This window comes from Streptomyces coerulescens, from assembly GCF_042657965.1.
Lineage (GTDB): Bacteria > Actinomycetota > Actinomycetes > Streptomycetales > Streptomycetaceae > Streptomyces > Streptomyces coerulescens.
In genome coordinates this window covers 179328-202604 of sequence record NZ_JBHSKM010000022.1, presented here as the reverse complement: position 1 = coordinate 202604, position 23277 = coordinate 179328, and the positions used below count along the sequence as shown (strand labels likewise).

Sequence of the window (23277 nt, the reverse complement as noted above, 5' to 3'; positions counted from 1 at the left end):
TCCCACGACCTGACCGGGAGTCACTCTCGTGGCCACGTTCCTCTACAAAGTCGGCCGGCTCGCCTTCAGGCGACGGCACTTCGTCGCCCTGATATGGGTCGCGCTGCTCACCCTCGCGGGTGTGGGCGCGGCCAGTGCGCCCGCAGCGGGCACCACGTCCTTCTCGATCCCCGGCACCGAGGCCCAGAAGGCCTTCGACCTGCTGGACCAGCGCTTTCCCGGCATGAGCGCCGACGGCGCCACCGCCCGTGTCGTCTTCGAGGCGCCGCACGGCCAGAAGATGACCGACCCCGGCAACAAGGCGACCGTCCAGGACACCGTCAAGGAGCTGTCCGACGGCTCCGAGGTGGCCTCCGTCGCCGACCCGTACACCGCGAAGGCCGTCAGCAAGGACGGCACGATCGCGTACGCCTCGGTGAAGTACGAGGTCTCCGGCATGGAGCTGAAGGACGCCTCCCGGGAGGCTCTGGAGGACGCCGCGCAGGACGCCCGTGATGCCGGGCTGACCGTGGAGATCGGCGGTGACGCGCTCCAGACCACGCCGGAGACCGGCGCCACGGAGGTCATCGGCATCGCGGTCGCCGCGGTCGTCCTCGTCATCACCTTCGGCTCGCTGATCGCGGCAGGGCTCCCCTTGCTCACCGCCCTGATCGGCGTGGGCATCGGCATCTCGACGATCACCGCCCTGGCGAGCGCCCTGGAGCTGGGCTCCACCACCTCCACGCTGGCGATGATGATCGGCCTCGCGGTCGGCATCGACTACGCCCTGTTCATCGTCTCCCGCTATCGGGCCGAACTGGCCGAGGGCCGCGAGCGCGAGGAAGCGGCGGGCCGTGCGGTCGGTACGGCGGGCTCGGCGGTGGTGTTCGCCGGCCTGACGGTCGTGATCGCGCTGGTCGGACTGTCGGTCGTCAACATCCCGATGCTGACCAAGATGGGCATCGCGGCGGCGGGCACGGTCGTGATCGCGGTACTGATCGCCCTGACCATGATCCCGGCCCTGCTCGGCTACGCGGGCAAGAAGGTGCGCCCGGCGGGCGGCAGGAGCCGCTGGATGGGCGGCAACCGCGCCGAGAAGAAGGCGGCCGCGGGCAGGACCAAGCCGAACATGGGCACCCGCTGGGCCAGCTTCGTCGTACGCCGTCCGATCGCCGTGCTGCTGCTGGGCGTCGTCGGCCTCGGTGCGGCGGCGATCCCGGCGAGCTCCCTCGAACTGGGCCTCGGCGACGACGGCACCCAGCCGACGTCCACCACCCAGCGCCGCGCCTACGACCTGCTGTCCAACGGTTTCGGACCGGGCTTCAACGGCCCGCTGATGGTCGTGGTCGACGCCAAGGGCCAGAGCGACCCGGACGCGGTCTTCCAGCAGGTCGGCGACGACATCAAGGGCCTGAAGAACGTCGTGACGGTGACGCCGGCCGCCCCCAACAAGGCGGGCGACACCGCGACGATCACGGTCATCCCGAAGTCGAAGCCGTCGTCGGTGACGACCGAGGACCTGGTGCACTCCATCCGTGACAAGGGCGTCGAGGTGAAGGCCGACACGGACGCGGAGGTGCTGGTCACCGGCTCGACGGCGATGAACATCGACGTCTCGCAGAAGCTCAACGACGCACTGCTGCCGTACCTGGCGCTGGTGGTCGGCCTCGCCTTCCTCCTGCTGATCGTGGTCTTCCGCTCGATCCTGGTCCCGCTGAAGGCGGCGCTCGGGTTCCTGCTGAGCGTGATGGCGGCGCTCGGCGCGGTGGTCGCGGTCTTCCAGTGGGGCTGGTTCGCGGGCCTCATGGGCGTGGAGGAGACCGGCCCGGTGATGTCCATGATGCCGATCTTCATGGTCGGCGTGGTCTTCGGCCTGGCGATGGACTACGAGGTGTTCCTCGTGACGCGGATGCGCGAGGCGTACGTCCATGGCGAGAAGCCGAGCCAGGCGGTGGTGACCGGGTTCAAGTACGGCGCGAGGGTCGTCACGGCCGCGGCCGTGATCATGATGGCGGTCTTCGCGGGCTTCATCGGCTCGTCCGAGTCCATGGTCAAGATGATCGGCTTCGGCCTGGCGATCGCGGTGTTCTTCGACGCCTTCGTGGTGCGGATGGCCATCGTGCCGGCCGTCCTGGCCCTGCTCGGGAAGCGGGCCTGGTGGCTGCCGAAGTGGCTGGACCGTGCCCTGCCGAACGTGGACGTGGAGGGCGAGGGCCTGCGCACGGACGGCGGGTCCGGGACGTCCGGGAAGGACGCCGACCCCGACGAGGACCGGGCGCTGGCACGCGTCTGAGCGTCCCGACCGAGGAGGACCGGCCGGTGAGGGCCCCGTGGGGACGGGGAGCCCTCACCGGCCCCGCCGGTCCGGGCGCTGAACTCGGTCGCGTGTCCCGTACACACACCGCTAGCGTGCCCTGCATGACGACGACCGACAGCGCTCGCTCCGCCGCCCACCCCCGTTTCGCCGCCGCGCTGGACGAGCTGGGGCTCGGTGAGCTGCTCGGGCGGATCCGCCGCTTCCCGGACGCGACCCGTACGGCCGCCGAGGCCGCCGCCGCGATCGGGTGCGAGCTCAGCGAGATCTGCAAGTCGCTGATCTTCGCGGCCGACGGGGTGCCGGTGCTGGTCCTCATGGACGGCGCCTCCCGGGTCGACCTGGAGCGGGTGCGGCAGGAGCTCGGGGCCGAGAAGGTGACGCGGGCCAAGGTGGACGTCGTACGGGAGACGACGGGCTATGCCATCGGGGGAGTACCGCCCTTCGGGCATGTGACACGGACGCGGGTGCTGGCCGACCGTTCGCTGCTGGAGCACGACGTCGTGTGGGCCGCCGCGGGCAACCCGCACGCCGTGTTCCCCATGGCGCCCGAGGACCTCGTCGCGCACGCCGGCGCCACCCTGGTGGACGTGCGCGAGCAGAATCCGTGACCCCGCTGGTCACCTCCGCCGTCCTGCTGGCCGCCGTCACACACGCCGGCTGGAACGCCATCGCCCACAAGATCACCGACAAGCTGGCGGGGTTCGCGCTCATCGCCGGCGGCGGGGTGCTGATCGGGGTGGCGCTGATGCCGTTCGGGACGTTCCCGGCGGCTCGGGCGTGGCCGTACCTGCTGGCCTCCGCCTGCGTCCACATCGTCTACTTCGCGCTGCTCATGAAGTCGTTCCGGCTGGGCGACTTCGGGCAGGCCTACCCCATCGCACGCGGCACTGCGCCGCTCGTCGTCGCCGTCTTCGCGGCCGTGTTCGCGCACGAGGTGCCCAACGGCTGGGGTGCCGCCGGGATCGCCCTGTCCTGCGCGGGCCTCACCGGTGTGGCCCTGTGGGGGCTGCGCGGACGAAGGCCCGACTGGGCGGCGATCGGGGCGGCACTGGCGACCGGGCTGAGCATCGCCGCGTACACCGTCCTGGACGGCCTGGGCGTCCGCGCCTCCGGCTCCTCCCTCGGCTACATCGCCTGGCTGATGGCGGTCGAGGGCCTGGCGATCCCGGCGTACGCGGTGTGGCGCCGACGCGGGCAGACGATCGCGACGTTGCGTCCCTTCGCGCGGCTGGGCCTGCTGGGCGCGGCCTTGTCCGTCATCGCCTACGCACTGGTCCTGTGGGCCCAGACGAAGGCGGAGCTGGCACCGATCGCCGCGCTGCGGGAGTCGTCGATTCTTGTGGGGGCGGCCATCGGGGCCGTGTTCTTCAAGGAGCGGTTCGGCGCGTCGCGCATCGCGGCGGCGGTGCTGCTGGTGGCCGGGATCGGGATGATGCTGCACGCGGGCTAGGGGGTTGCCGCTCCGTCACGCGCGGGGCCTGTGACAGTTCTGTGATTGCACCGCGTCGACGGTGTTGCGCCGGGCACCCTAGATTCGAGCCGCACGGCATCTGGGATCTGCGGATCTGCCCAAAGGAGGACATGTGGCCGAGAGTCCGGACTCGGGAAAGCAGTTCGACGACTCCGAACTCCTGGAGATGTCCCAGGGTGACCCGGCGCAGGCGAGGCTGCTGCGCAAGTCCCTGGAGACGCTTGCCGCGGGGCATGGCGGTGACGCCCTGAAGGAGATGGCGCAGGAGGTGCTCTCCGGGCGCGTCGGCCTGCGGGACGCGGCGAACGTGTCCGCGTACTCCGACCAACTGATCGAGCAGGCGGCCCCCATGGCGGAGAAATGGGCCGCGCTCTCGGAGGCCGAGCGCGAGGAACTGGCCGCGGAGGGGCGGCGTGCGATCGCGGCGGAGCAGGAGCAGATCGACGAGGAACGACGCGCGGCGCCCGAGAAGGGCGCCGGCCACAAGTCCCGGCATGAGGGCCGGGGCTGGTCACTGTACTGACGGGGGCAGGAGCAGACCGTGGGTTTTCGAGTAGAGCCGGACGCCGTCCAGGGGTTCTCCACGCTCGTGGGACGCGGCGCCGACGGCGCCACGAAGGCCGTCGAGTACACGAGCAACAACGCGAAGATCGACACGATGGTCGGAGGGCAGCTCTGGGACCTCGTCGCGGGCGATCACGACAGCTATGTGGAGGCCGCCAAGAAGGCCCTGGGCAAGGCCCAGAGCGTCCTCACGGCCTCGGAGAAGGAACTGTCCAAGTCCGCTAAGTACTACCGCGAAACGGACACCGAGCAGGCCGCGAAGATGGACGCCACCTACCCGGGCTCCAAGGGCGGCGGGGGCGCACCGTCCGGCGGCGGCAACGGCAGTGACTTCGCCGACGCGCAGGACGCGTCGGCCGCCCTGAAGCCGCCCGCGGGCGACAGCGACAACCCCCTGGTCAACTACGCCCAGGGGCACGCCGACGAATACATGATGAACCCGGTGCAGAAGACCCTGGGCACCGTCCTGGACCTCGGCAGCCCGTCGACCGTGGCCGTGGAGGCGGTGAAGCTCCTCTTCGGCGTCGACATCTTCGGCGAGATCAACAACTGGGTCCTCGGTGACTGGAGCAAGTACAAGGACTGCGCCGAAGTCTGGGGAAACCTCGGCTCGTTCTGCGACTCGGTGGCCGCGAACCTGAAGAAGGGCACCGGAAACGTCGGCGTGACCTGGGAGGGCAACGCCTACGACGCCGCGAAGGTCTACTTCGACGAGTTCGGCAAGAAACTCGCCGACTTCAAGGAGAGCTTCGACTCTTTGAAGACCTGCTACGACCAGGCGGCACAGATGGTGTTCCAGCTCGCGGAGGTCCTCAAGGCCGGGATCGTCTTCCTCGCCGACATGGCGATCATCTGGATGGCCAACATGGCCGCGGCCACCGCGGTCAACGCCATCCCGATCGGCGGGCAGGCGGCGTCCGTCGCGATGTTCGCGCTGGCCGCGGCCCAGGCCGTCATGATCATCGAGAGGTACGCCGCTCTGGTGAAGGCGTTCGACGCGACCATGATGGCCATCACCGGACTCGGGGCGGTGCTGTCCACGGCGATCAGCGGCTTCTCGGCGGCCGACGGCTTCCCCGAGGCGAGCTCCGCCGGCTACGACAACCGAGTGGTCGCCTGAGATGGAGCTGTTCCTCTCCCGCGCCCGCATGATGTCCGCCGGGTCCGTCCCCGTGTACCTGGCCCTCCTGCTCTTCATCACACAGGAAGAGGGCTGGCACTGGAGCTTCCTGGTGCTCTGCGTCCTGCCGCCCGTCGCCGCGGTGGCGGGCTTCATCGGCAAGCGGGACATCCGGCCGGGCCTCGCGGTGACGGCACTGGTCCTGGCGATCGTCCCGCTGCCGCTCGTCGGCGGGCTGGAGGCGCTGTTCCAGTAGCGGTCAGGGAAGCGCCGGCTTGCCCACCCTGAACGCGAACTGGCCGCAGTACGTCAGCTTGCGCAGATTCACCAGCGCCGTCTTCCGGCGCCCACTCCTCCCCCACTGGTCGATCTCGTCGTTCAGCGGCGACTGGGTGTCCCAGTACCGGCTGTACTCGGGCGGCCTGCCGAGATAGCTGCGCATGATCAGCGCCACCCCGTCCAGCGAGGGCCGGATCTCCTCCAGCACCAGCCCCGCCTCCTCCACCAGCATGCGGAAGCCGTACGGCGTGTAGTTCCACAGGCTGAAGGAGTGGTACGGCTCGAACTGGGACGTCGATCCGATGAACCGGCCGCCCGGCCGCAGCACCCGGGCGATCTCGGCGAGCAGCTCACGCGGCCGGGCGACGTGCTCGAAGACCTGGTGGGAGTAGATCAGCGGCAGCGAGCCGCAGGCGAGGGGCAGATGGACGCCGTCGTAGTGCACCACCGGGTCGCCGCCGGGAGTGTGCTGCCCGGCCTCCGGCGAGTCACCGATGTCGACGCCGATCCACCGCACCTCGGGGTCGTGCTTGCGGAACAGCGCGGCCGAGGTGCCGCGGCCGCACCCCAGGTCCACGACCAGCCCGGGCGCGCCGGGGGCGGCCATCACCTCGTCCACGTAGTAGCGCGAGGTGACCTGCCGGGCGTGGTCGCCGGGGATGCAGTCCCGCATGAGGTCCCACAGGGTCGCCATGTCTCGATGCTACGAACACGGAAGGTCACGCGCTATTCACGGACCGCGACTCCGGACAGGTCGTGCGGCCGCATGCTGTTGCGGTCGGTGACCGAGCGGCCCAGCGCGTGGTGCGGCCACAGGCCCGCGGCCACCCGCCGGCTGCGCTCGCTCCACTGCCGGGCCGCCACGTCACCGGCCTTGAAGTGGTTGAGGGCGTAGCCGCCGGAGTGGATGCGCACCAGGGTGAAGCCGCCCGGATACTCCTTGGCGGCGGCGACCTCCTGATGGGTGACGTGCGGGGCCCGCGTCAGCACGGTGCGCTTGTTGCGGTGGGTGTGGCCGGCGTGGTGGAGGAAGACGCCGGGCGCGGAGGCATAGGCGTCGACCAGGGCGCGGGCCTGGCGGCGCTCCAGGCACTGGCCGCGGCTCACCGGGAAGAGGGAGTCCCGCACGGTCAGCGGATGGTGGCCGAAGACGAGGGTCGGCTGGTCCGGCTGCTCCCTCAACCGCGCCTGGAACCAGTCCAGTTGCTCGGCCCCGAGGCCGCCCGAGTCGGCGCCGTTGCCGGACTTGGCGTAGGTGTCGAGGCCGATGATCCGCAGTCCGCCGAGGTCCCGGGCGAAGTACCCGGGCCCGTCGCCGCCGCCCGGGAAGGTCATGCGGAACGCATCGTCCTTGGACCGGTCGTGGTTGCCGCGGACGACGAAGTAGTCCTCGCCGTGCGCGCCGAAACCGTCCAGGATCCGGCGGGCCTCGCCGAGGTCGTGGGCCGATCCGCCGGCCGAGATGTCGCCCCCGGCCAGCAGCAGGTCCGCCCCGCGCCGCCGGGCCTCGGCGACCAGGGCGCGGCTCATCAGCTCCGGGTAGGGTGCGCGGCCCGGCTGCTGGACCACGCCGCGCAGCAGGGGCAGACCGCCGACCAGGCCGGCGGTGGTCTCGCCGAGGTGCAGGTCGTTGCAGAGCGCGATCGACAGCAGGTGCCGGCCGGGCGGGGGCTGCGGGGTGGTGAAGGAGTACGGCCCGCCGCCGGAGGCGAGTCCGAACGTCGAGGTGCCGACGGCGTTGCCGCGCACCAGGTGCAGCGGGGTGGGCGTGGCGGCCGCGCCCCTGGAGCGGGCCTGGTAGTAGTACGTCTGCCCGGGCTCCAGGTCGGTGAGTTCGACCTGGTGGTGGGCGGTCGCGCGGCCCTCGGACGCGGTGCGGTTCAGCCGCGCGGGGTGGGTGCCGTAGACGACCTCGCCCTCGGTGACCGCGGGCAGGGGGTGGCCGAGACCGTCATCGGTGCCGGGGATGCCGGTGTACCAGGTGATGACGGCACGGTCCTCGGTCAGGGTGACCAGTTCCAGGTTGACGGCGGACAGATCGTCGGGGTGCCACGAGCGCACCCGGCGCACGGCCGCGGAGGCCGAGCGCAGCAGGGCGGGGGCGAGGCGCGCACCGGAGCGCAGCACCTCGCAGGGGCCGGGGAAGGCCGACAGTGCTGCGAGAGCGGGGAGATGAGCGGAGAAGCAGCAGCGCATGTCCTTCATGTGGCCCGGAGCGGTTAACAGGGGACGTGGCGGTGGCGGCGGGGCCAGGGCCGGTGCGCGACATCTCCATGGAAGCAGCCCGCGACCGCCTGCCGAAGCGACTGTGCCGAGTCTCACCTGATCCCGAGTTGACAGCTCCTGGGGGATTTGTCGAAGCCGACTAGTCTGCGGCCCTCGTGAGGCGCACCCTGGAAGCAGTACTTCCGGAGGTGATCGTCATGATGCACACCGCAGTGGGATGGCACGTCGAGATGGAGTTCATGGAGGACGACGAGCACACGAGGGCGGTCGCGATGGTGCGGCTGCCCGACGGCACCGAGGTACGGGCCCATGGGCATGCCGCACGCCACCACACGGACGCCAATCAGCCGCGGGTGGGGGAGGAGATCGCCGGTGCCCGGGCGCTGAACGAGCTCGCGATGCAGATGCTCACGAAGGCGCACGGGGAGATCGACGCGGCTTCTGGGCGTACGTCGCATCCCATTCACGTTTGACGCCTACTGGGGTGCCACGGGGGGCGTGTGGCGGGTGCGGTGCCGTTGGGGCTTGTCGCGCCCGCGCGGCGGAGCCGCACATTTGATACAGCCCCGCGCCCCTCAGGGGGTTGCCCGTAGCGCCCTTATCAGGCTCTGCGTCCTCGGGTCCGCCGTCACCGTCTTGCGGAAGCCGTTCGTCACATAGCCGAACGCGATTCCCGTCTCCGGGTCGGCGAAGCCGAGGGCGCCGCCGCGTCCGGGGTGGCCGAAGGAACCCGGGCCGAGCAGCGGCGACGCGGTGCCGTGCAGCATGTAGCCGAGGCCGAAGCGGGTGTTCACGACCAGGATGCGGTCCGGGCCGGACGACTCCTCGGCCCTCGCCAGCTCCACCGTCGCCGGGTCGAAGAGCCGTACGCCGTCGACCTCGCCGATCAGCGCCGCGTAGACGCGGGCCAGACCGTCGGCGGTCGCGATGCCGTTGGTGGCGGGCAGGGCCGACGCCCGGTAGGCGGCGTCGTTCTGGTCGGGAAACGGGGTGATCGCGGCGAAGGCCCGGTTGGTGAGGGAGTCGGGGTCCGTGTAGGCCTCGGTGACCGAACGCTTCGGGCGGGCCTTCAGCACCGCCCCCGACGCGGGCTCCGGCGCCTCGACGCGCCCGACCCGGCCCGCCCGCCCGGCCGCCTCCTCCGCGGCCGGCAGCCCCAGCCACAGGTCGGCACCCAGCGGACCGGCGATCTCGTCCGCGATCCACTCGCCGGTGCCCTTCCCGGTCACCCGCCGCACGATCCCGTCGAGCATCCAGCCGTAGGTCAGCGCGTGGTAGCCGTGCTCGGTGCCGGGCTCCCACACGGGTGCCTGCGCGACCACCGCCTCCGGGCCCCGCAGTGGGTCCAGCGACTCCTGCGGCGTGAGCGGGCGGTCCAGCACCGGCAGCCCGGCGCGGTGGTTCAGTACGTGTCTGACCAGCACCCGCTCCTTGCCGCGGGCCTTGAACTCCGGCCAGTAATCGGCCACCGGCGCGTCCAGGTCCAGCTCCCCGCGCTGCCGCAGCGCGAGGAGTACGGCGGCGGCGACGCCCTTCGTGGCCGAGCGCACGATCTGGGCGGTGCCCCGCTGCCAGGGCTCGGACCCGTCGACGTCCTTCGTGCCGGCCCACAGGTCGACCACCTTGCGGCCGTCCCGGTACACCGCGACCGCCGCGCCCCGCTCGCCCAGCGTCTCGAAGTTCCGGACGAACGCGTCCCTGACCGGCTCGAAGCCCTCGGCCACTGCGCCGTTCACGTCCACGTCCGTCTCCTCGTCCTGCCTCGTGCGGGTGCCCTTCTACCCAAGCAGGATGGTGACGTCGATGTTCCCGCGGGTGGCGTTGGAGTACGGGCACACGTCGTGCGCGGCGTCCACCAGCTTCTCCGCGATGTCCGCGTCCAGCACCGGCAGGGACACGCTGAGCGCGACCGCCAGGCCGTAGCCGCGGTGTTTGTTGGGGCCGATGCCGACCTTCGCGGCGACCGTGGAACCGGAGAGGTCGTAGCCCTCACGGTTGCCGACGAGGATCAGCGCGTTGTGGAAGCAGGAGCTGTAGCCGGCGGCGAAGAGCTGCTCGGGGTTGGTGCCGTTGCCGTCGCCGCCGAGTGCGGGCGGCATCGCGACCTTCAGCTCGATCTGGCCGTCCTGGCTGGTGACATGGCCGTCCCGGCCGCCGTGCGCGGTGGCCTCGGCGACGTACATGATCTTCGTCGGACGGGTGTCGACGGCGGTGCCCTCGTCGTTCATGGGTGGCCCTCCCCCCGGAACAGTGCGCCCAGGAAAAGGTGCGCACAAGTACATCGCGCACAAGGTACTGGGCGGTACGGAGCCTGCCGTTACCGGGGGGTAGCAACCGTGGGTAACCCGAGATCAGCGGGTGCGCTCGGCGGCCGCCGCCCCGGCCTTCGCCGCCAGCTGCCACAGCTCCTCGCGCAGCCGCGCGACCTCCGGACCGTCCAGCCCCGTCGCCGCGAGCAGGGAGCCCGGCACATGCGTCGCGCGTTCCCTCAGCTCCTCGGCGCGCTCCGTGCACGCGATCAGCACCGAGCGCTCGTCACGCGCCGCGCGCTCCCGGCGGACCAGCCCCGCCGACTCCAGCCGCTTCAGCAGCGGCGACACCGTGCCGTAGTCGAGCTTCAGCGCGCCGGCCAGTTCCTTCACCGTCGTCTCGCCGCGCTCCCACAGGACCAGCAGGACGAGGTACTGGGGATAGGTCAGGCTCAGCTCGTCGAGAAGCGGGCGGTACGCGGCCGTCACCGCGCGCTGGGCGGCGTACAGCGCGAAGCACAGCTGGTCGTCCAGGAACAGCGACCCGGCGGCCCCTTCGTTGTCTTGACGCGTCACGCGCCCTCCCCCACGCTCGAACCGGCTTCGCTCGGCTCGCGCGGGGGCACCCCCATCACGGACCGCGGGTCGAAGCCGAAGGGCAGCTCCAGCCGGTGTGCGCGCATCAGCTCGTCGTCCGCGAGGAGTTCACCGGTCTTGCCGTCCGCCGCGATCACACCCTCGCTCAGGATCAGCGAGCGCGGGCACAGCTCCAGGGCGTACGGCAGGTCGTGCGTGACCATGAGCACGGTCACGTCCAACGAGCGCAGGATGTCGGCCAGTTCACGGCGGGAAGCGGGGTCGAGGTTGGAGGAGGGCTCGTCCAGGACGAGGATCTCCGGCTCCATCGCGAGGACCGTCGCCACCGCGACCCGGCGCCGCTGCCCGAAGGAGAGGTGGTGCGGCGGACGCTCCTTGAACTCCGCCATGCCGACCCGCTCCAGCGCCCGGTCGACGCGCTCCTCCAGCTCGGCGCCCTTGAGCCCGGCCGCCGCCGGCCCGAACGCGACGTCCTCGCGGACCGTCGGCATGAACAGCTGGTCGTCCGGGTCCTGGAACACGATGCCGACCCGGCGCCGGATCTCCGCCATGTGCTGCCTGCCGACGGGCAATCCGGCCACCTTCACGGTCCCCGTGCCGCCGGTCAGAATGCCGTTGAGATGCAGCACCAGGGTCGTCTTGCCGGCGCCGTTCGGGCCGAGCAGCGCGACCCGTTCGCCGCGCGCGATCGAGAAGTCCACGCCGAACAGGGCCTGGTGGCCGTCGGGGTAGGCGAAGGCGAGGCCCGAGACCTCGAGGGAAGCGGTCACAGCACCCATCCCAGCAGACAGACGACAAGGGCGGAGAAGGGAAGCGCCAGGGCGTACGACCACTGCGCCCGGGACGCGGTCACCTCGTCGATGACCGGCATCGAACCGGCGTATCCGCGGCTGACCATGGCCAGGTGCACCCGCTCGCCGCGCTCGTAGGACCGGATGAACAGCGCGCCCGCCGACTTCGCGAGCACGCCCCAGTGGCGCACGCCCTTCGCCTCGAAGCCGCGCGACTCCCGCGCGATGCGCATCCGCCGCATCTCGTCGGCGATGACGTCGCCGTAGCGGATCATGAAGGACGCGATCTGCACCAGCAGGGGCGGGAGCTTCAACCGCTGGAGGCCGAGGAGGAGTTCACGCAGCTCGGTGGTGGAGGCGAGCAGCACCGAGGCGGCGACGCCCAGGGTGCCCTTGGCGAGCACGTTCCAGGCGCCCCACAGTCCGCTGACGCTCAGCGACATGCCCAGCACCTCCACCCGCTCGCCCTCCGCCACGAACGGCATCAGCACGGCGAACGCGACGAACGGCACCTCGATCAGCAGCCGCTTGAGCAGAAAGCCCGCCGGCACCCGGGCGACGCCGGCGACGGTCCCGAGCAGGACGGCGTACAGGCCGAACGCCCACATCGCCTCCCGGGGCGTCGACACCACGACCACCACGAACGCGAACGTCGCGGCGAGTTTGGTGTGCGGCGGCAGACCGTGCACGGGCGAGTGCCCGTGCCGGTAGAGCCGGTGCGCGTGCCCCGCACCCATGTCAGGCGCTCGAACCCGCGGTGGTGCCGGTGCTCGACGGCGACACGTCGTCCGTACGGCGCCTGCGCACCGCCCAGAACACCGCGCTGCCCGCGACCACGGTCACGCCCACACCGATCACGCCCGCGAGACCGCCGGACAGCCGCGCGTCGGTGATGTCCTTGACGCCGTAGTCGGCGAGCGGGGAGTCGGCGTTCGCGTGGTCCTCGGTCTTCTTGTCGATGCCGTGGTCGGCGGCGACCTTCTCCAGACCGTCGGGGCTGGCGGACGCGTAGAAGCTGACGAACCCGGCGAGCACCAGGGAGGTGACCAGGCCCACCGCCCACACCTTGCGCGGGGAGCGCGCGGCGACCGGGACGGCCGGCTCGGCGGCGGGCGCGTCGACCAGCTCGCCGCCGACCCGCAGCTGAAGACGCTGACGCAGGTCACGGGCGCCGTACACGAGGTCGGGGCGTACGGCGACGACCGCGCCGACGGTCAGGGCGGTGATCGCGGCCTCGCCGATGCCGATCAGGATGTGCACGCCGACCATCGCGCCGGCGACCTTGCCGATGGAGACGTCGGTGGTGCCGCCCACCGCGTACATGAGCGTGAAGGCCAGGGCCGCCGCGGGCACGGACAGCAGGGCGGCGACGAAAGAGGCGACGGTGACCGAACGGCGGCTGCGGGGAAGCACCTTCACCAGGCCGCGGAAGACGGCGTAGGCGACGACGGTCGTGACGATGGCCATGTTGGTGATGTTCACGCCGAGGGCGGTCAGACCGCCGTCCGCGAACAGGATGCCCTGCATGAGCAGGACGACCGAGACGCACAGCACCCCTGTGTAGGGGCCGACGAGGATCGCCGCGAGCGCCCCGCCGAGCAGATGGCCACTGGTCCCCGCGGCGACGGGGAAGTTCAGCATCTGCACGGCGAAGATGAACGCCGCCACCAGGCCGGCCAGCGGCGCGGTGCGCTCGTCGAGCTCACGGCGTGCGCCGCGCAGGCTCACGGCGACCGCGGCGGCGGCGACCACTCCGGTCACGGCGGAGGTGGGGGCGTCTATGAATCCGTCAGGTACGTGCACCGTTCGATGATAGTGGCTTGTTGCGAACCCCTTGCAAGAGCGAGGAGGTGGGAACTGCGTACGGACACCCTTCTCTCCAAGGGGCGGAATCCAGGAAATATGCGACATTGGAAGGGGTGCGAAGGTACAGCTTTCGCAAAGGTTGCGCAGCGTAAGGGGTCGACCGATGTCCGTAGTCGAACAGTACGCGCGAGCCCATGTCGTCACGGACGCGGACATCCTCGCGCAGGACCAGGATGCGGTGCCGGTGGTGCTGCGGTACGACCCGGAGTCCGATCCCCGCTCGGTGCGGATCGGGTTGCCCGGACGTGAGGCCCATGAGTGGACCTTCTCGCGCTCACTCCTGGAACAGGGGCTGCGTGCCCCCGCGGGAAGTGGAGACGTCCGCGTGTGGCCGTGCGGTCGTGTGCAGGCCGTGGTGGAGTTCCACTCCGCGCAGGGGGTGTCGGTGGTGCAGTTCGAGACGAAGGCGCTGATGAGGTTTCTGCGGCGGACCTATCTGGCCGCCGAGGCACCCGTGCCGCACTGAGGTTCAGCGCTGGCAACTGAGGTTCAGCCGTGTGGAACTGAGGCTCAGCCGCCCGCCTTCAGCAGTGCCGCCACGATCGGGCCCGCCGTCTCGCCGCCGTGTCCGCCCTGCTGGACGACGCCCGCCGCCGCCAGGTCGCCGCGGTACGCGGTGAACCAGCCGTTCGGCTTCTTCTGGCCGTCGACCTCCGCCGAGCCGGTCTTGGCGCCGACGTCACCGGTGACCCCCGACATCGCCTCGGCCGCCGTGCCGTAGGCCGCCGTGTAGGCCATCAGTCCGCGCAGCTGGGTCAGCGTGGCCGCGGACATGGTGCGTGACGCCGTCGCGAGCTGCCGTCCGTCGACATCGGGGGAGACCAGGTACGGCTGCTTGAAGGTGCCCGTCTTCACGGTCGCCGACACCGACGCCATGTTCAGCGGGTTCATCCGCACCCCGCCCTGCCCGATGAGCTCGGCCGCCATCTGGGCCTGCGACTGCACCGGGACGGCGCCGTCGAAGGTGGAGACGCCGACGGACCAGTTGTTCAAGGAGAGCCCGAAGACCTGCTGGGCCTGCTTGGTGAGGCTGTCGTCGTCCAGCTCGGGCGCCTGGCTGATGAAGGCCGTGTTGCAGGAGCGGGCGAAACTCGCCTTGAACGTGCCGTTCTTGATCTCGAACTTGTCGTCGTTCTGGAACTTCCAGTGCCCGTACGTGAAGTACTTCGGGCAGGGATGCTCCTTCTCCGACGACGCCAGGCCCTTCTCGATCAGCAGCGACGAGGTGATGACCTTCATCGTGGAGCCGGGCGCGAGGGAGCCCTGGAACGCGGTGTTGAAGCCGTGCGAGGAGTTCGCGACCGCGAGGATCTCGCCGGTCGAGGGGCGCAGCACGACCACCGACGCCTTCGGCTTCGCGGCGACCTGCTTCTCCGCGGCGGCCTGCAGCGCCGGGCTGAGCGTCGTCTTCACCGTGCCCGGCGTGCCCTCGCTCAGCTCCAGCAGCGTCTTGTCGGACAGCTCCGCCTTCTTGGACTCCTTGCCCCGGACCACCTGGAGCTCGACGCCCGCCTTGCCGCCGGCCTTCTCGCCGTACTTCTCGCGCAGCCCGTCCAGGACCGAGCCCAGCGACGGGTACTCCTTCTCCGTCAGCTCGCCGCCGTCCCGGTCCAGCGCCTTGACCGGCGGGGTGCCGGACGCGCCGGTGACCAGGGTGTCGCCGTCCTTGAGGTCGGGGTGGACGACCGCCGAGTGCCAGTCGACCAGCGGCTTGCCGTCCTCGGCGCGCCGGACGACGGTCAGCGCGCTGTCGTAGGCCAGCGGCTTGGTGGTGCCCTTGTACGACACCGTGGCCTTCACGGAGAAAGGGACCTTGGCGCCGGCGCGGGTACCGGCGGTCAGGGCGACGTCCTTGATGTGGGCGTCCTTGGTGTAGCCGGTCAGCAGGGCCCGGGCGGCGGTGGCGTCGTCCGTGGCGGCGGCCGCCTCGGTCACCTTGCCCGCCTGCCAGGCGGTGAGGAAGTCCCGGGCCGCGGTGGTGACCTCGGTCGCCGACAGCGGCCCGGTCCTGACGGACTTGGACTTCTGGCCGGAGCCCGACTCCGTGCCGTTCTCGGCGGCCGCGCCGCTGCCCAGCAGCGCGTAGACCCCGAACCCGGCGCCGCCCACGACGACGGCGATCATCCCGCCGAGCATGGCGGGGTTGGTCTTCCGTCGCTCGGCGACGCGCCTTCTGTTGCCCACTGCTTTCCGTTCCCTCGCGTATTCCAGGGCCCCCGCCGCCCCGCTGACCTCACGCATACCAACGACGAGGCCCACCCTAGAGTCCCGTGCCGCCAGGGATAAGTTCAGCCGGACGCTCGTAGCACGGCTGCGACAATCGGCCCGGCCGCGTCGCCGCCGTGGCCGCCCTTCTCGGTCATGGCCGCCGCCGCCACATCATCGCGGAAGCCGGTGAACCAGCTGTCGGAGGTGGCCTGTCCGTCGACCTCCGCGGAACCGGTCTTGGCGCCGATGTCACCGCCCAGCCCGGACATGACCCCGACGGCGGTGCCCTGGGCCGAGGTCGCCGTCAGCCGCATCATCTGCTTCAGCTGGGCGGCGGTGCTCGACGGCAGCCCCTTGGCGGTGGCGATCTGGCGGTCGTCGAGGTCGGGCGAGACGAGATACGGCTGCCGGAACTCGCCGGTGATCGCGGTGGCCGTGACCGACGCCATGTTCAGCGGGCTCATCTGGACCTGGCCCTGTCCGATGGCGTTGGCCGCGCGGTCCGGTCCCGCGGCGGCGGGGACGCTGCCGTCGAACGAGACGATGCCGGTCTTCCAGTCACCGCGGCCGAGCCCGAACCGCTCCTCGGCCTCCGCCGTCAGCGAGGCGTCCGTGAGCGGGTCCTCGTCGACGAGCTTGATGAAGGCGGTGTTGCAGGAGCGCAGGAAACCGTTCGCGAGCGTGGCGTTCGCGCTCTCGTCGGGCTTCAGGCCGTCGAGGTTCTTGAAGGTCTGGCTCTGCCAGGTGGCGGTGGGCGGACAGGGCGCAGGGCCGTTCATCGTGGTCACGCCGTTGTCGATGAGCATCGCCGCGGTGATGATCTTCATCGTGGAGCCGGGGGCGACGCGTCCCTCGAAGGCCGCGTTGAAGGCGTCGTCGCGGTGGTTGGCGACGGCCAGCACCTCGCCGTTGCTGGGCTTGAGGGCCACGACGGAGGAGTTGGCGTACTTGCTCACGGCCTTCTCGGCCGCCGCCTGCGCACTCGCGCTGAGCGTCGTCTCCAGCTTGCCGGGTCTGCCCTTGGACAGCGTCAGCAGCGAGGTGTCCGGTGACTCGTCGGCGTGCCGGATCGACAGCTCGACGCCGGGCTCGCCGCCGGCCTTGTCGCCGTACCGCTCACGCAGGGTGTCCAGGATCGGGCCGAGTGAGGGGTACTTCTCCTTCGTCAGCACGGCGCCGTCGCGGTCGACGGCCTCGATGGGCGGGTTCGCCGCCTCGCCGGTGACGAGGGTGTCGTCCCGCTTCAGCTGCGGGTGGATCACGGTGGGCTGCCAGTCGACGAGGGCCCGCCCGGTGGTACGGCCGCGTACGACGGTGAGCTCGCTCTTGTAGGTGAGCGGCTTGGACTTCCCGTCGTAGGACACCTTGGCCTTCACCGAGAACGGCACGGTGGCACCGCGCGCCGCGCTCGGCGTGATCTGCACGCCGGTGATGTGGGCGCTCTCCCCGTATGCGGAGAGCAGCGCCACGGCGGCCGCGTCGTTGTTCGTGTACGTCGAGGCCTGCGCGGCCTCCCCCTTCTCCCACGCGGCGAAGAACTTGGCCGTGGTGTCCTCGACCTCCTCCGCACTCGGCGGCCCGGTCCGCTCGGGCGCGGGTCCCGCGGACCCCGTCGCCCCACCTCCGTTCAACGCCGACACGATGTTGTAGGCGCCGTAGCCGGCTCCGCCCACCATCACCGCGAACACACCACCTATGACGGCGGCCTTGACCCCCTTGGGCATGGTCCCCTCCCCGTTATGTCCTCCGCACTGTAAGTGACATGGGGGAAACCAGAGGGAGTTGTGTCCTTTTGTTGTCCGAATGTGTGACCGATTCTTGGCCGAACGATCGACATGTCGGACCCTGCCCCGGAACTACACCCAGGTATCGAGCCACATCCGCGACCGCCAGTCGTCGATCGGGATCGCCTGGCCGGTGTACAGGGGCCAGAAATAGATGAAGTTCCAGGCGATCAGCAGTACCAGGACGCCCGCGCCCGTCGCGCCCGCCACGCGGCGGGTGTCACTGGAGCCCGGTGGGCCGGTGATCGCGCCGAGGAGCATCGCCACGGCGAGGCAGAGGAAGGGGAGGAAGACGACGGCGTAGAAGAAGAAGATCGTGCGTTCCTGGTAGAGGAACCACGGGAGATAGCCGGCGGCGATGCCGCAGGCGATGGCGCCCGCGCGCCAGTCGCGGCGGAAGAGCCAGCGCCACAGGACGTACAGGACCGCGAAGGCGGCCACCCACCAAAGGAGGGGGGTGCCCAGGGCCAGTACCTCGCGGGCGCACTTCTCGCCCGCGTCGACGGGGCAGCCGTCCTTGCCGGGCGTGGGGGACTCGTAGAAGTACGACACCGGGCGGCCGGCGACGATCCAGCTCCACGGGTTGGACTGGTAGGTGTGCGGGGACGACAGGCCCACGTGGAACTCGTAGACCTGGTGCTCGTAGTGCCACAGGCTCAGCCACCAGTCGGGGAACAGCCATGACCAGCTGCTGGTGCGGCCGTTGGCGGTGGCCCAGTCGCGGTAGTAGCCGCCGCTGCCGTCGGTGGGGGAAAGGATCCAGCCCGTCCAGGACACCAGGTACGTGACGATCGCCACCGGCACGGTCGCCACGAAGGCCAGCCCCAGGTCGCGCTTGATCACCGCCGTGTACGGGTGGTAGGCGCCCGCGACCCGGCGGGCGCCGACGTCCCAGAGCACCGTCAGCAGACCGAAGGCGACCAGGAAGTACAGGCCGTTCCACTTGGTGCCGATGGCCAGGCCCAGCATCAGACCGGCCAGCCAGCGGTAGGGGCGCCAGCCGAGGCGCAGGGTCTCGGCGATGTGCGCGTCGGGGCGGACCCGTCCGTCGGCGTCCACCGGCAGCGCGGCGGCGAGTTTCGCGCGGGCCCGGTCCCGGTCGACGACCAGAGCGCCGAACGCCGCCAGCACGAAGAACATCAGCACCCCGTCGAGCAGCGAGGTGCGCGCCATCACGAAGGCGAGCCCGTCCACCGCCATCAGCGTGCCGGCGAGACAGCCGAGGAAGGTCGAGCGGAAGATACGGCGGCCGATACGGCACAGCATCAGCACCGCGAGCGTGCCGAGCAGTGCCGTCATGAAGCGCCAGCCGAACGGGTTGAACCCGAACATCAGCTCGCCGAGCCCGATGACGTACTTGCCCACCGGCGGATGCACGACGTAGGAGGCGTCCGTCGGGATCCGCACCTGGTCGCCGAGCCGCAGGACCAGGTCGTTGGCGTTCTTGGCCCAGTCGACCTCGAAGCCGCGGTGGACGAGCGCCCACGCGTCCTTGGCGTAGTACGTCTCGTCGAATATCACCTTCTTCGGGTTGCCCAGGTTCCAGAACCGCAGCACCCCGGCCAGCAGCGTCACCAGCAGCGGGCCGCCCCACGCCGACCAGCGCGCGAGCCGCTCGGCGAGCGGCCGCGAGACCCCGAGGAACTGCCACATCCGCGGGCCGGGCCGGACGTACGGCGGCACGAGCTGGTCGTGTACGTCGCCTCTGGGCGCCGCCGTGTAGCCGAATCGGCGCAGCCGCTGCTGCCACGACGGCCGCTGGTCGTGCGGTGCCTGGCCCTGCTGGATGTCCGTGGAGTCCATCGACGACGCTGTACTGGTCACCGCGCCATCGTAGGGAACACGTCTGTGGGAGTCGCGCGGATGCGCCCTGCGAGGATGGAAACGTGACAGGAACCCTTGTTTTGGCAGGCACTCCCATCGGCGACGTCAAGGACGCCCCGCCCCGGCTCGTCGAGGAACTGGCGGGCGCGGACGTGGTCGCCGCCGAGGACACCCGGCGGCTCAAGCGCCTCACCCAGGCGCTGGGCGTGCAGCCCGCGGGGCGGGTCGTGTCGTACTTCGAGGGCAACGAGTCGGCCCGTACGCCGGAGCTGGTCGAGGCGCTGCTCGCGGGCTCGCGGGTGCTGCTGGTGACCGACGCGGGGATGCCGTCGGTGTCCGACCCCGGGTACCGGCTGGTCGCGGCGGCGGTGGAGAAGGACATCCGGGTCACCGCCGTGCCCGGGCCGTCCGCCGTGCTCACCGCGCTCGCGCTGTCCGGGCTGCCCGTCGACCGGTTCTGCTTCGAGGGGTTCCTGCCGCGCAAGGCGGGGGAGCGGCGCTCGCGTCTGACGGAGGTCGCGCAGGAGCGGCGCACGCTCGTCTACTTCGAGGCGCCGCACCGCCTCGACGACACCCTCGCCGCGATGGCGGAGGTGTTCGGCGCCGAGCGGCGGGCCGCAGTGTGCCGGGAGCTGACCAAGACGTACGAGGAGGTCAGGCGGGGCGGGCTCGGGGAGCTCGCGGCCTGGGCCGCCGAGGGAGTGCGCGGCGAGATCACCGTCGTCGTCGAGGGGGCCCCGGAGAAGGGGCCCGAGGAGCTCGACGCGCCGGAGCTGGTACGTCGGGTTCGCGTCCGCGAAGAGGCCGGGGAGCGCCGCAAGGAGGCCATCGCGGCGGTGGCGGCGGAGGCGGGGCTGCCCAAGCGGGAGGTCTTCGACGCCGTCGTGGCGGCAAAGAACGCGGGGGCGTGAAACACCGGGTGAGCAGGGCGTATATCGCATGAGCGTGCGCCCCATGCCGGGGTAAAGCAACTCGGCCCCTACGGCAAGGAACGGCCAAGTCGGCGCCAACACTGCACAGATGGCGTGCGTTCACTCCTGCGGAGGAGTCCACTGGGTTGTGGGACGTGACCCGTCCACCCAGCGGACCACAGGAGCTGGCATGAGTGAGATCGCACAGCAGACCACGGGCCTTCGCAGCGCCGCGACCGCCGTCGTCCACGAGTCGTATTCGTTCGCCTGCATGCGCTGCGGGCATGGCTGGGAGCAGTCGTACGAGATAGAGCACCACACCGACGCCGACGGCCGTGAGTTCGTGATGTACGTCGCGAACGGCCAGGTCGTCCCCTCCCCGCTCAGCCGGCCCACGTGTCAGAACTGCGACGGGCACATCGTGCGGATCATGCGCCCCGGGCAGGTGTCCTCCGTGCAGAACTCCCTGCACCACCCCCGCCCGGTCCCCCGGCAGGCGCAGCAGGAGCCGGAAGCGGCGGAACCGGGGGCGGGGGAGCACCACTGGCATCTCTCCGATCTGCTGCACGTGTTCCACCGCAGGGCGAGCTGAGCCGAGCGCCCGGCCGGCGGGGCATGCCCCTTTCGTAGGATCGGGGCATGCCTTCGAACGCCGCCGACAAGAACGCCGCCCCGCCCCTCCCGGAGCCGCTCCGGGTACCGGTCGCCGACTCGCACACCCACCTCGACATGCAGTCCGGCACCGTGCGGGAAGGGCTGGACAAGGCGGCGTCGGTGGGGGTGACCACGGTCGTGCAGGTGGGCTGCGACGTACGCGGCTCGCAGTGGGCGGCCGAGACGGCGGCGCGGTACGACGCCGTGCACGCGACCGTCGCGCTGCACCCCAACGAGGCGCCGCGCATCGTGCACGGCGACCCCGACGGCTGGTCGCGTCAGGGGGCGCGCGAGCCGGGTGGTGCGCCGGCGCTCGACGAGGCGCTCGCGGAGATCGACCGTCTCGCCGCGCTTCCCCAGGTGAAGGGCGTCGGCGAGACCGGCCTCGACTACTTCCGCACCGGGCCCGAGGGCAAGGAGGCCCAGGAGGCGTCGTTCCGCGCCCACATCGAGATCGCCAAGCGGCACGGCAAGGCCCTGGTCATCCACGACCGCGACGCCCACGCCGACGTGCTGCGCGTCCTGAAGGAGGAGGGCGCTCCCGAGCGGACCGTCTTCCACTGCTACTCCGGCGACGCGGAGATGGCGCAGGTGTGCGCCCGCGCCGGATACTTCATGTCCTTCGCCGGCAACGTCACCTTCAAGAACGCCCAGAATCTGCGGGACGCGGTGGCCGTCGCCCCGCTGGAGCTGCTCCTGGTGGAGACGGACGCGCCGTTCCTCACGCCGGCGCCGTACCGCGGACGGCCCAACGCGCCGTATCTCATTCCGATCACGGTGCGCGCCCTGGCGGCCGTACGGGGCATCGACGAGGACACGCTGGCGACGGCTCTGGGGACGAACACGGCACATGCCTTCGGGTACTGACCGATAACCGCGCGATAACGCTCGCACAGCTTCACGTCCGGGCGACGGCCACGTTCCGTAGTCGCGTCGCTTTGGAGAGTCACGACCCCTCCGCTAGGTTCTGGGGGCCCGAAACGGACCCCTCCGGTGGAGCGTGTCGTCGTGAGCAACGCGCAGTTCGAGACGTACGGCCCGAGCACGGCCCATGAGCCATCGGGGTACGGCGGCTTCGACCCGTACAGCGCACCGACGCTGGGCCACGGAGTGCCGTTGCCCTATGAGGCGCGTACGGAGAGTCACGGAACCGGGTACGACCGGCATGCCTCGCACCCGTCGTACGCGGCCTACGAGGACACCTACGTGCCCGCGTACGAGATCGCCGAAGCGGCGCACGCGCCCGTCGCGCGCCCCAGGAGTGGCCGGCGGGCCGCGCACCGGCGCCGGGCGCGGGCCGCCGAGCGGGGCGACGGGACCATGCGCAAGCTGGTCCCGCAGGCCCTGGTCGTCGCGTTCCTCGCGGGCGGCACCAGCGCCTTCGTGGCCAAGGACAAGGCGGTCGAACTGAGCGTCGACGGCGGCAAGCCGCGCAGCCTGCACACCTTCGCGGACGACGTCGGCGAACTGCTGGCCGAGGAGGGCGTCGACGTGGGGGCGCACGACCTGGTCGCGCCCGCTTCCGGCGCGGGGCTCACCCACGGCGACGAGGTCGCCGTGCACTACGGGCGCCCCGTCCGGCTCACCCTCGACGGCCACCGGCGCGAGGTGTGGACGACGGCCCGCACGGTGGAGGCGGCGCTCACCGAGCTCGGAGTGCGCGCGGAAGGCGCGTATCTGTCGACGGCGCGCTCCCGGCGCATCGGGCGGGAGGGCCTCGCGCTGGATGTGCGCACCGAGCGGGCGGTGACCGTCATGGCGGACGGCCGGGCGCGCACGATCCGCACGAACGCCGCGAGCGTGGGCGAGGTCGTGGAGCAGGCCGGGGTCACCCTGCGCGGGCAGGACACCACCTCCGTCCCGCTGGAGAGCTTCCCGCGCGACGGGCAGACGGTCACCGTGCTGCGGATCACCGGGCACAAGGAGATCCGCGACGAGGCGATCCCGTTCGCGGTGGAGCGCGTCGACGACCCCACGGTCTTCAAGGGCACGGAGGTCGTCGAGCGGGCGGGGCAGGCGGGACTGCGGCGGATCACGTACTCGCTGCGCACGGTCAACGGAGTGCGGCAGAAGCCGCGGCGGATCAGGACCGAGGTGGCGCGCGAACCGCAGACGCAGGTGGTGAAGGTCGGCACGAAGCCCCTGCCGACGTCCGTCAGCGGCGCCGGCCAGCTGAACTGGGACGGGCTCGCGGCGTGCGAGTCCGGGGGGCAGGCGAACGCGGTGGACTCGTCGGGGACGTACGGCGGGCTGTACCAGTTCGACACCCACACCTGGCACGACCTCGGCGGCAAGGGCAGGCCGCAGGACGCCCCCGCCGAGGAACAGACGATGCGGGCCAAGAAGCTGTACGTACGGCAGGGCACCAGTCCCTGGCCGCACTGCGGGGCACGGCTGCACAGGTGAGCGGCGGCGGGCCGGTCCCGCGACGCCCCGT

The 23277-nt window shown here is 71.1% G+C and carries 23 protein-coding genes; 12 read left to right on the top strand and 11 right to left on the bottom strand.

From position 1 onward, the window contains the following. The first annotated feature begins 28 nt into the window (after window positions 1–28). The 6 genes from ACFPQ9_RS28320 (at window position 29) to ACFPQ9_RS28295 (ending at window position 5707) form a co-directional block, all read left to right on the top strand. Window positions 29–2272: an MMPL family transporter gene (locus ACFPQ9_RS28320; protein WP_380859214.1), complete on the top strand. Its 2244-nt coding sequence runs from the start codon at window positions 29–31 to the stop codon at window positions 2270–2272. A 125-nt stretch (window positions 2273–2397) separates the two neighbouring features. After that, entirely contained in the window at window positions 2398–2904 is a 507-nt protein-coding gene (locus tag ACFPQ9_RS28315; protein WP_380859211.1) for a YbaK/EbsC family protein, read from the top strand. Beyond that, window positions 2901–3746, top strand: coding sequence for an EamA family transporter (locus ACFPQ9_RS28310; RefSeq protein ID WP_380859208.1), 846 nt, complete (start codon window positions 2901–2903; stop codon window positions 3744–3746). The genes ACFPQ9_RS28315 and ACFPQ9_RS28310 overlap by 4 nt, the downstream gene beginning before the upstream one ends. Window positions 3747–3879: 133 nt before the next feature. After that, window positions 3880–4290: a hypothetical protein gene (locus ACFPQ9_RS28305; protein WP_380859205.1), complete on the top strand. Its 411-nt coding sequence runs from the start codon at window positions 3880–3882 to the stop codon at window positions 4288–4290. 18 nt (window positions 4291–4308) lie between these two features. Beyond that, complete coding sequence (locus ACFPQ9_RS28300; protein WP_380859202.1) at window positions 4309–5451, top strand: hypothetical protein; 1143 nt, start codon at window positions 4309–4311, stop codon at window positions 5449–5451. A gap of 1 nt (window position 5452) precedes the next feature. After that, window positions 5453–5707: a hypothetical protein gene (locus ACFPQ9_RS28295; RefSeq protein WP_380859199.1), complete on the top strand. Its 255-nt coding sequence runs from the start codon at window positions 5453–5455 to the stop codon at window positions 5705–5707. A 3-nt stretch (window positions 5708–5710) separates the two neighbouring features. Here ACFPQ9_RS28295 and ACFPQ9_RS28290 read toward each other — a convergent pair whose 3' ends face one another. Continuing rightward, complete coding sequence (locus tag ACFPQ9_RS28290) at window positions 5711–6424, bottom strand: class I SAM-dependent methyltransferase (protein ID WP_380859196.1); 714 nt, start codon at window positions 6422–6424, stop codon at window positions 5711–5713. 32 nt (window positions 6425–6456) lie between these two features. Continuing rightward, entirely contained in the window at window positions 6457–7926 is a 1470-nt protein-coding gene (locus ACFPQ9_RS28285; RefSeq protein WP_380859486.1) for a purple acid phosphatase family protein, read from the bottom strand. A 227-nt stretch (window positions 7927–8153) separates the two neighbouring features. Between ACFPQ9_RS28285 and ACFPQ9_RS28280 the strand changes: the two genes are divergently transcribed. After that, a complete protein-coding gene (locus ACFPQ9_RS28280) occupies window positions 8154–8429 on the top strand; it encodes a DUF1876 domain-containing protein (protein WP_380859193.1) in 276 nt (91 codons plus the stop codon). Window positions 8430–8531: 102 nt separating this feature from the next. Here the strand turns inward: ACFPQ9_RS28280 and ACFPQ9_RS28275 are convergent, their stop codons facing one another. From ACFPQ9_RS28275 to ACFPQ9_RS28250, 6 genes are all read right to left on the bottom strand, one after another. Next, entirely contained in the window at window positions 8532–9698 is a 1167-nt protein-coding gene (locus ACFPQ9_RS28275; protein WP_380859190.1) for a serine hydrolase domain-containing protein, read from the bottom strand. A 36-nt stretch (window positions 9699–9734) separates the two neighbouring features. Beyond that, window positions 9735–10184 (bottom strand): organic hydroperoxide resistance protein, encoded by a 450-nt coding sequence (locus ACFPQ9_RS28270; RefSeq protein WP_380859187.1) that lies wholly within the window; start codon window positions 10182–10184, stop codon window positions 9735–9737. A 123-nt stretch (window positions 10185–10307) separates the two neighbouring features. Next, complete coding sequence (locus tag ACFPQ9_RS28265) at window positions 10308–10781, bottom strand: MarR family winged helix-turn-helix transcriptional regulator (RefSeq protein WP_380859184.1); 474 nt, start codon at window positions 10779–10781, stop codon at window positions 10308–10310. After that, window positions 10778–11581 (bottom strand): energy-coupling factor ABC transporter ATP-binding protein, encoded by an 804-nt coding sequence (locus ACFPQ9_RS28260; protein ID WP_380859181.1) that lies wholly within the window; start codon window positions 11579–11581, stop codon window positions 10778–10780. The genes ACFPQ9_RS28265 and ACFPQ9_RS28260 overlap by 4 nt, the downstream gene beginning before the upstream one ends. Continuing rightward, window positions 11569–12330: a cobalt ECF transporter T component CbiQ gene (gene cbiQ / locus ACFPQ9_RS28255; protein WP_380859178.1), complete on the bottom strand. Its 762-nt coding sequence runs from the start codon at window positions 12328–12330 to the stop codon at window positions 11569–11571. The genes ACFPQ9_RS28260 and cbiQ overlap by 13 nt, the downstream gene beginning before the upstream one ends. Before the next feature lies 1 nt (window position 12331). Next, on the bottom strand, window positions 12332–13396 hold the full coding sequence (locus tag ACFPQ9_RS28250) for an energy-coupling factor ABC transporter permease (RefSeq protein WP_380859175.1): 1065 nt from the start codon (window positions 13394–13396) through the stop codon (window positions 12332–12334). A 166-nt stretch (window positions 13397–13562) separates the two neighbouring features. Between ACFPQ9_RS28250 and ACFPQ9_RS28245 the strand changes: the two genes are divergently transcribed. After that, the gene (locus ACFPQ9_RS28245) at window positions 13563–13925 is read left to right on the top strand and encodes an SsgA family sporulation/cell division regulator (protein ID WP_380859172.1); all 363 of its coding nucleotides are present in this window, start codon (window positions 13563–13565) and stop codon (window positions 13923–13925) included. A 44-nt stretch (window positions 13926–13969) separates the two neighbouring features. Here ACFPQ9_RS28245 and ACFPQ9_RS28240 read toward each other — a convergent pair whose 3' ends face one another. From ACFPQ9_RS28240 to ACFPQ9_RS28230, 3 genes are all read right to left on the bottom strand, one after another. Next, a complete protein-coding gene (locus ACFPQ9_RS28240; RefSeq protein ID WP_380859169.1) occupies window positions 13970–15643 on the bottom strand; it encodes a penicillin-binding transpeptidase domain-containing protein in 1674 nt (557 codons plus the stop codon). A gap of 104 nt (window positions 15644–15747) precedes the next feature. Beyond that, entirely contained in the window at window positions 15748–17391 is a 1644-nt protein-coding gene (locus tag ACFPQ9_RS28235) for a penicillin-binding transpeptidase domain-containing protein (RefSeq protein ID WP_380859166.1), read from the bottom strand. Window positions 17392–17523: 132 nt separating this feature from the next. Beyond that, a complete protein-coding gene (locus ACFPQ9_RS28230) occupies window positions 17524–19275 on the bottom strand; it encodes a dolichyl-phosphate-mannose--protein mannosyltransferase (protein WP_380859163.1) in 1752 nt (583 codons plus the stop codon). A gap of 62 nt (window positions 19276–19337) precedes the next feature. On the opposite strand from ACFPQ9_RS28230, the gene rsmI reads away from it, so the two are divergent. The 4 genes from rsmI to ACFPQ9_RS28210 all read left to right on the top strand — a co-directional run bounded on the left by rsmI (window position 19338) and on the right by ACFPQ9_RS28210 (window position 23246). Beyond that, on the top strand, window positions 19338–20186 hold the full coding sequence (rsmI, locus tag ACFPQ9_RS28225) for a 16S rRNA (cytidine(1402)-2'-O)-methyltransferase (protein WP_380859160.1): 849 nt from the start codon (window positions 19338–19340) through the stop codon (window positions 20184–20186). A gap of 190 nt (window positions 20187–20376) precedes the next feature. Continuing rightward, window positions 20377–20778, top strand: coding sequence for a hypothetical protein (locus ACFPQ9_RS28220; RefSeq protein ID WP_380859157.1), 402 nt, complete (start codon window positions 20377–20379; stop codon window positions 20776–20778). Between the two features lie 47 nt (window positions 20779–20825). Then, entirely contained in the window at window positions 20826–21707 is an 882-nt protein-coding gene (locus ACFPQ9_RS28215; protein ID WP_380859154.1) for a TatD family hydrolase, read from the top strand. Window positions 21708–21848: 141 nt separating this feature from the next. Further along, window positions 21849–23246, top strand: a complete 1398-nt coding sequence (locus ACFPQ9_RS28210; RefSeq protein WP_380859151.1) for a ubiquitin-like domain-containing protein — start codon at window positions 21849–21851, stop codon at window positions 23244–23246. The last annotated feature ends 31 nt before the right edge of the window (window positions 23247–23277 follow it).

Bases quoted from the DNA above. Each gene is read 5' to 3' on its own strand.
- ACFPQ9_RS28315 (WP_380859211.1), top strand. From the start codon at position 2,398: ATGACGACGACCGACAGCGCTCGCTCCGCCGCCCACCCCCGTTTCGCC.
- ACFPQ9_RS28295 (WP_380859199.1), top strand. From the start codon at position 5,453: ATGGAGCTGTTCCTCTCCCGCGCCCGCATGATGTCCGCCGGGTCCGTC.
- ACFPQ9_RS28290 (WP_380859196.1), bottom strand. From the start codon at position 6,424: ATGGCGACCCTGTGGGACCTCATGCGGGACTGCATCCCCGGCGACCAC.
- ACFPQ9_RS28285 (WP_380859486.1), bottom strand. From the start codon at position 7,926: ATGCGCTGCTGCTTCTCCGCTCATCTCCCCGCTCTCGCAGCACTGTCG.
- ACFPQ9_RS28280 (WP_380859193.1), top strand. From the start codon at position 8,154: ATGATGCACACCGCAGTGGGATGGCACGTCGAGATGGAGTTCATGGAG.
- ACFPQ9_RS28270 (WP_380859187.1), bottom strand. From the start codon at position 10,184: ATGAACGACGAGGGCACCGCCGTCGACACCCGTCCGACGAAGATCATG.
- ACFPQ9_RS28260 (WP_380859181.1), bottom strand. From the start codon at position 11,581: ATGGGTGCTGTGACCGCTTCCCTCGAGGTCTCGGGCCTCGCCTTCGCC.
- cbiQ (WP_380859178.1), bottom strand. From the start codon at position 12,330: ATGGGTGCGGGGCACGCGCACCGGCTCTACCGGCACGGGCACTCGCCC.
- ACFPQ9_RS28245 (WP_380859172.1), top strand. From the start codon at position 13,563: ATGTCCGTAGTCGAACAGTACGCGCGAGCCCATGTCGTCACGGACGCG.
- ACFPQ9_RS28235 (WP_380859166.1), bottom strand. From the start codon at position 17,391: ATGCCCAAGGGGGTCAAGGCCGCCGTCATAGGTGGTGTGTTCGCGGTG.
- ACFPQ9_RS28220 (WP_380859157.1), top strand. From the start codon at position 20,377: ATGAGTGAGATCGCACAGCAGACCACGGGCCTTCGCAGCGCCGCGACC.
- ACFPQ9_RS28215 (WP_380859154.1), top strand. From the start codon at position 20,826: ATGCCTTCGAACGCCGCCGACAAGAACGCCGCCCCGCCCCTCCCGGAG.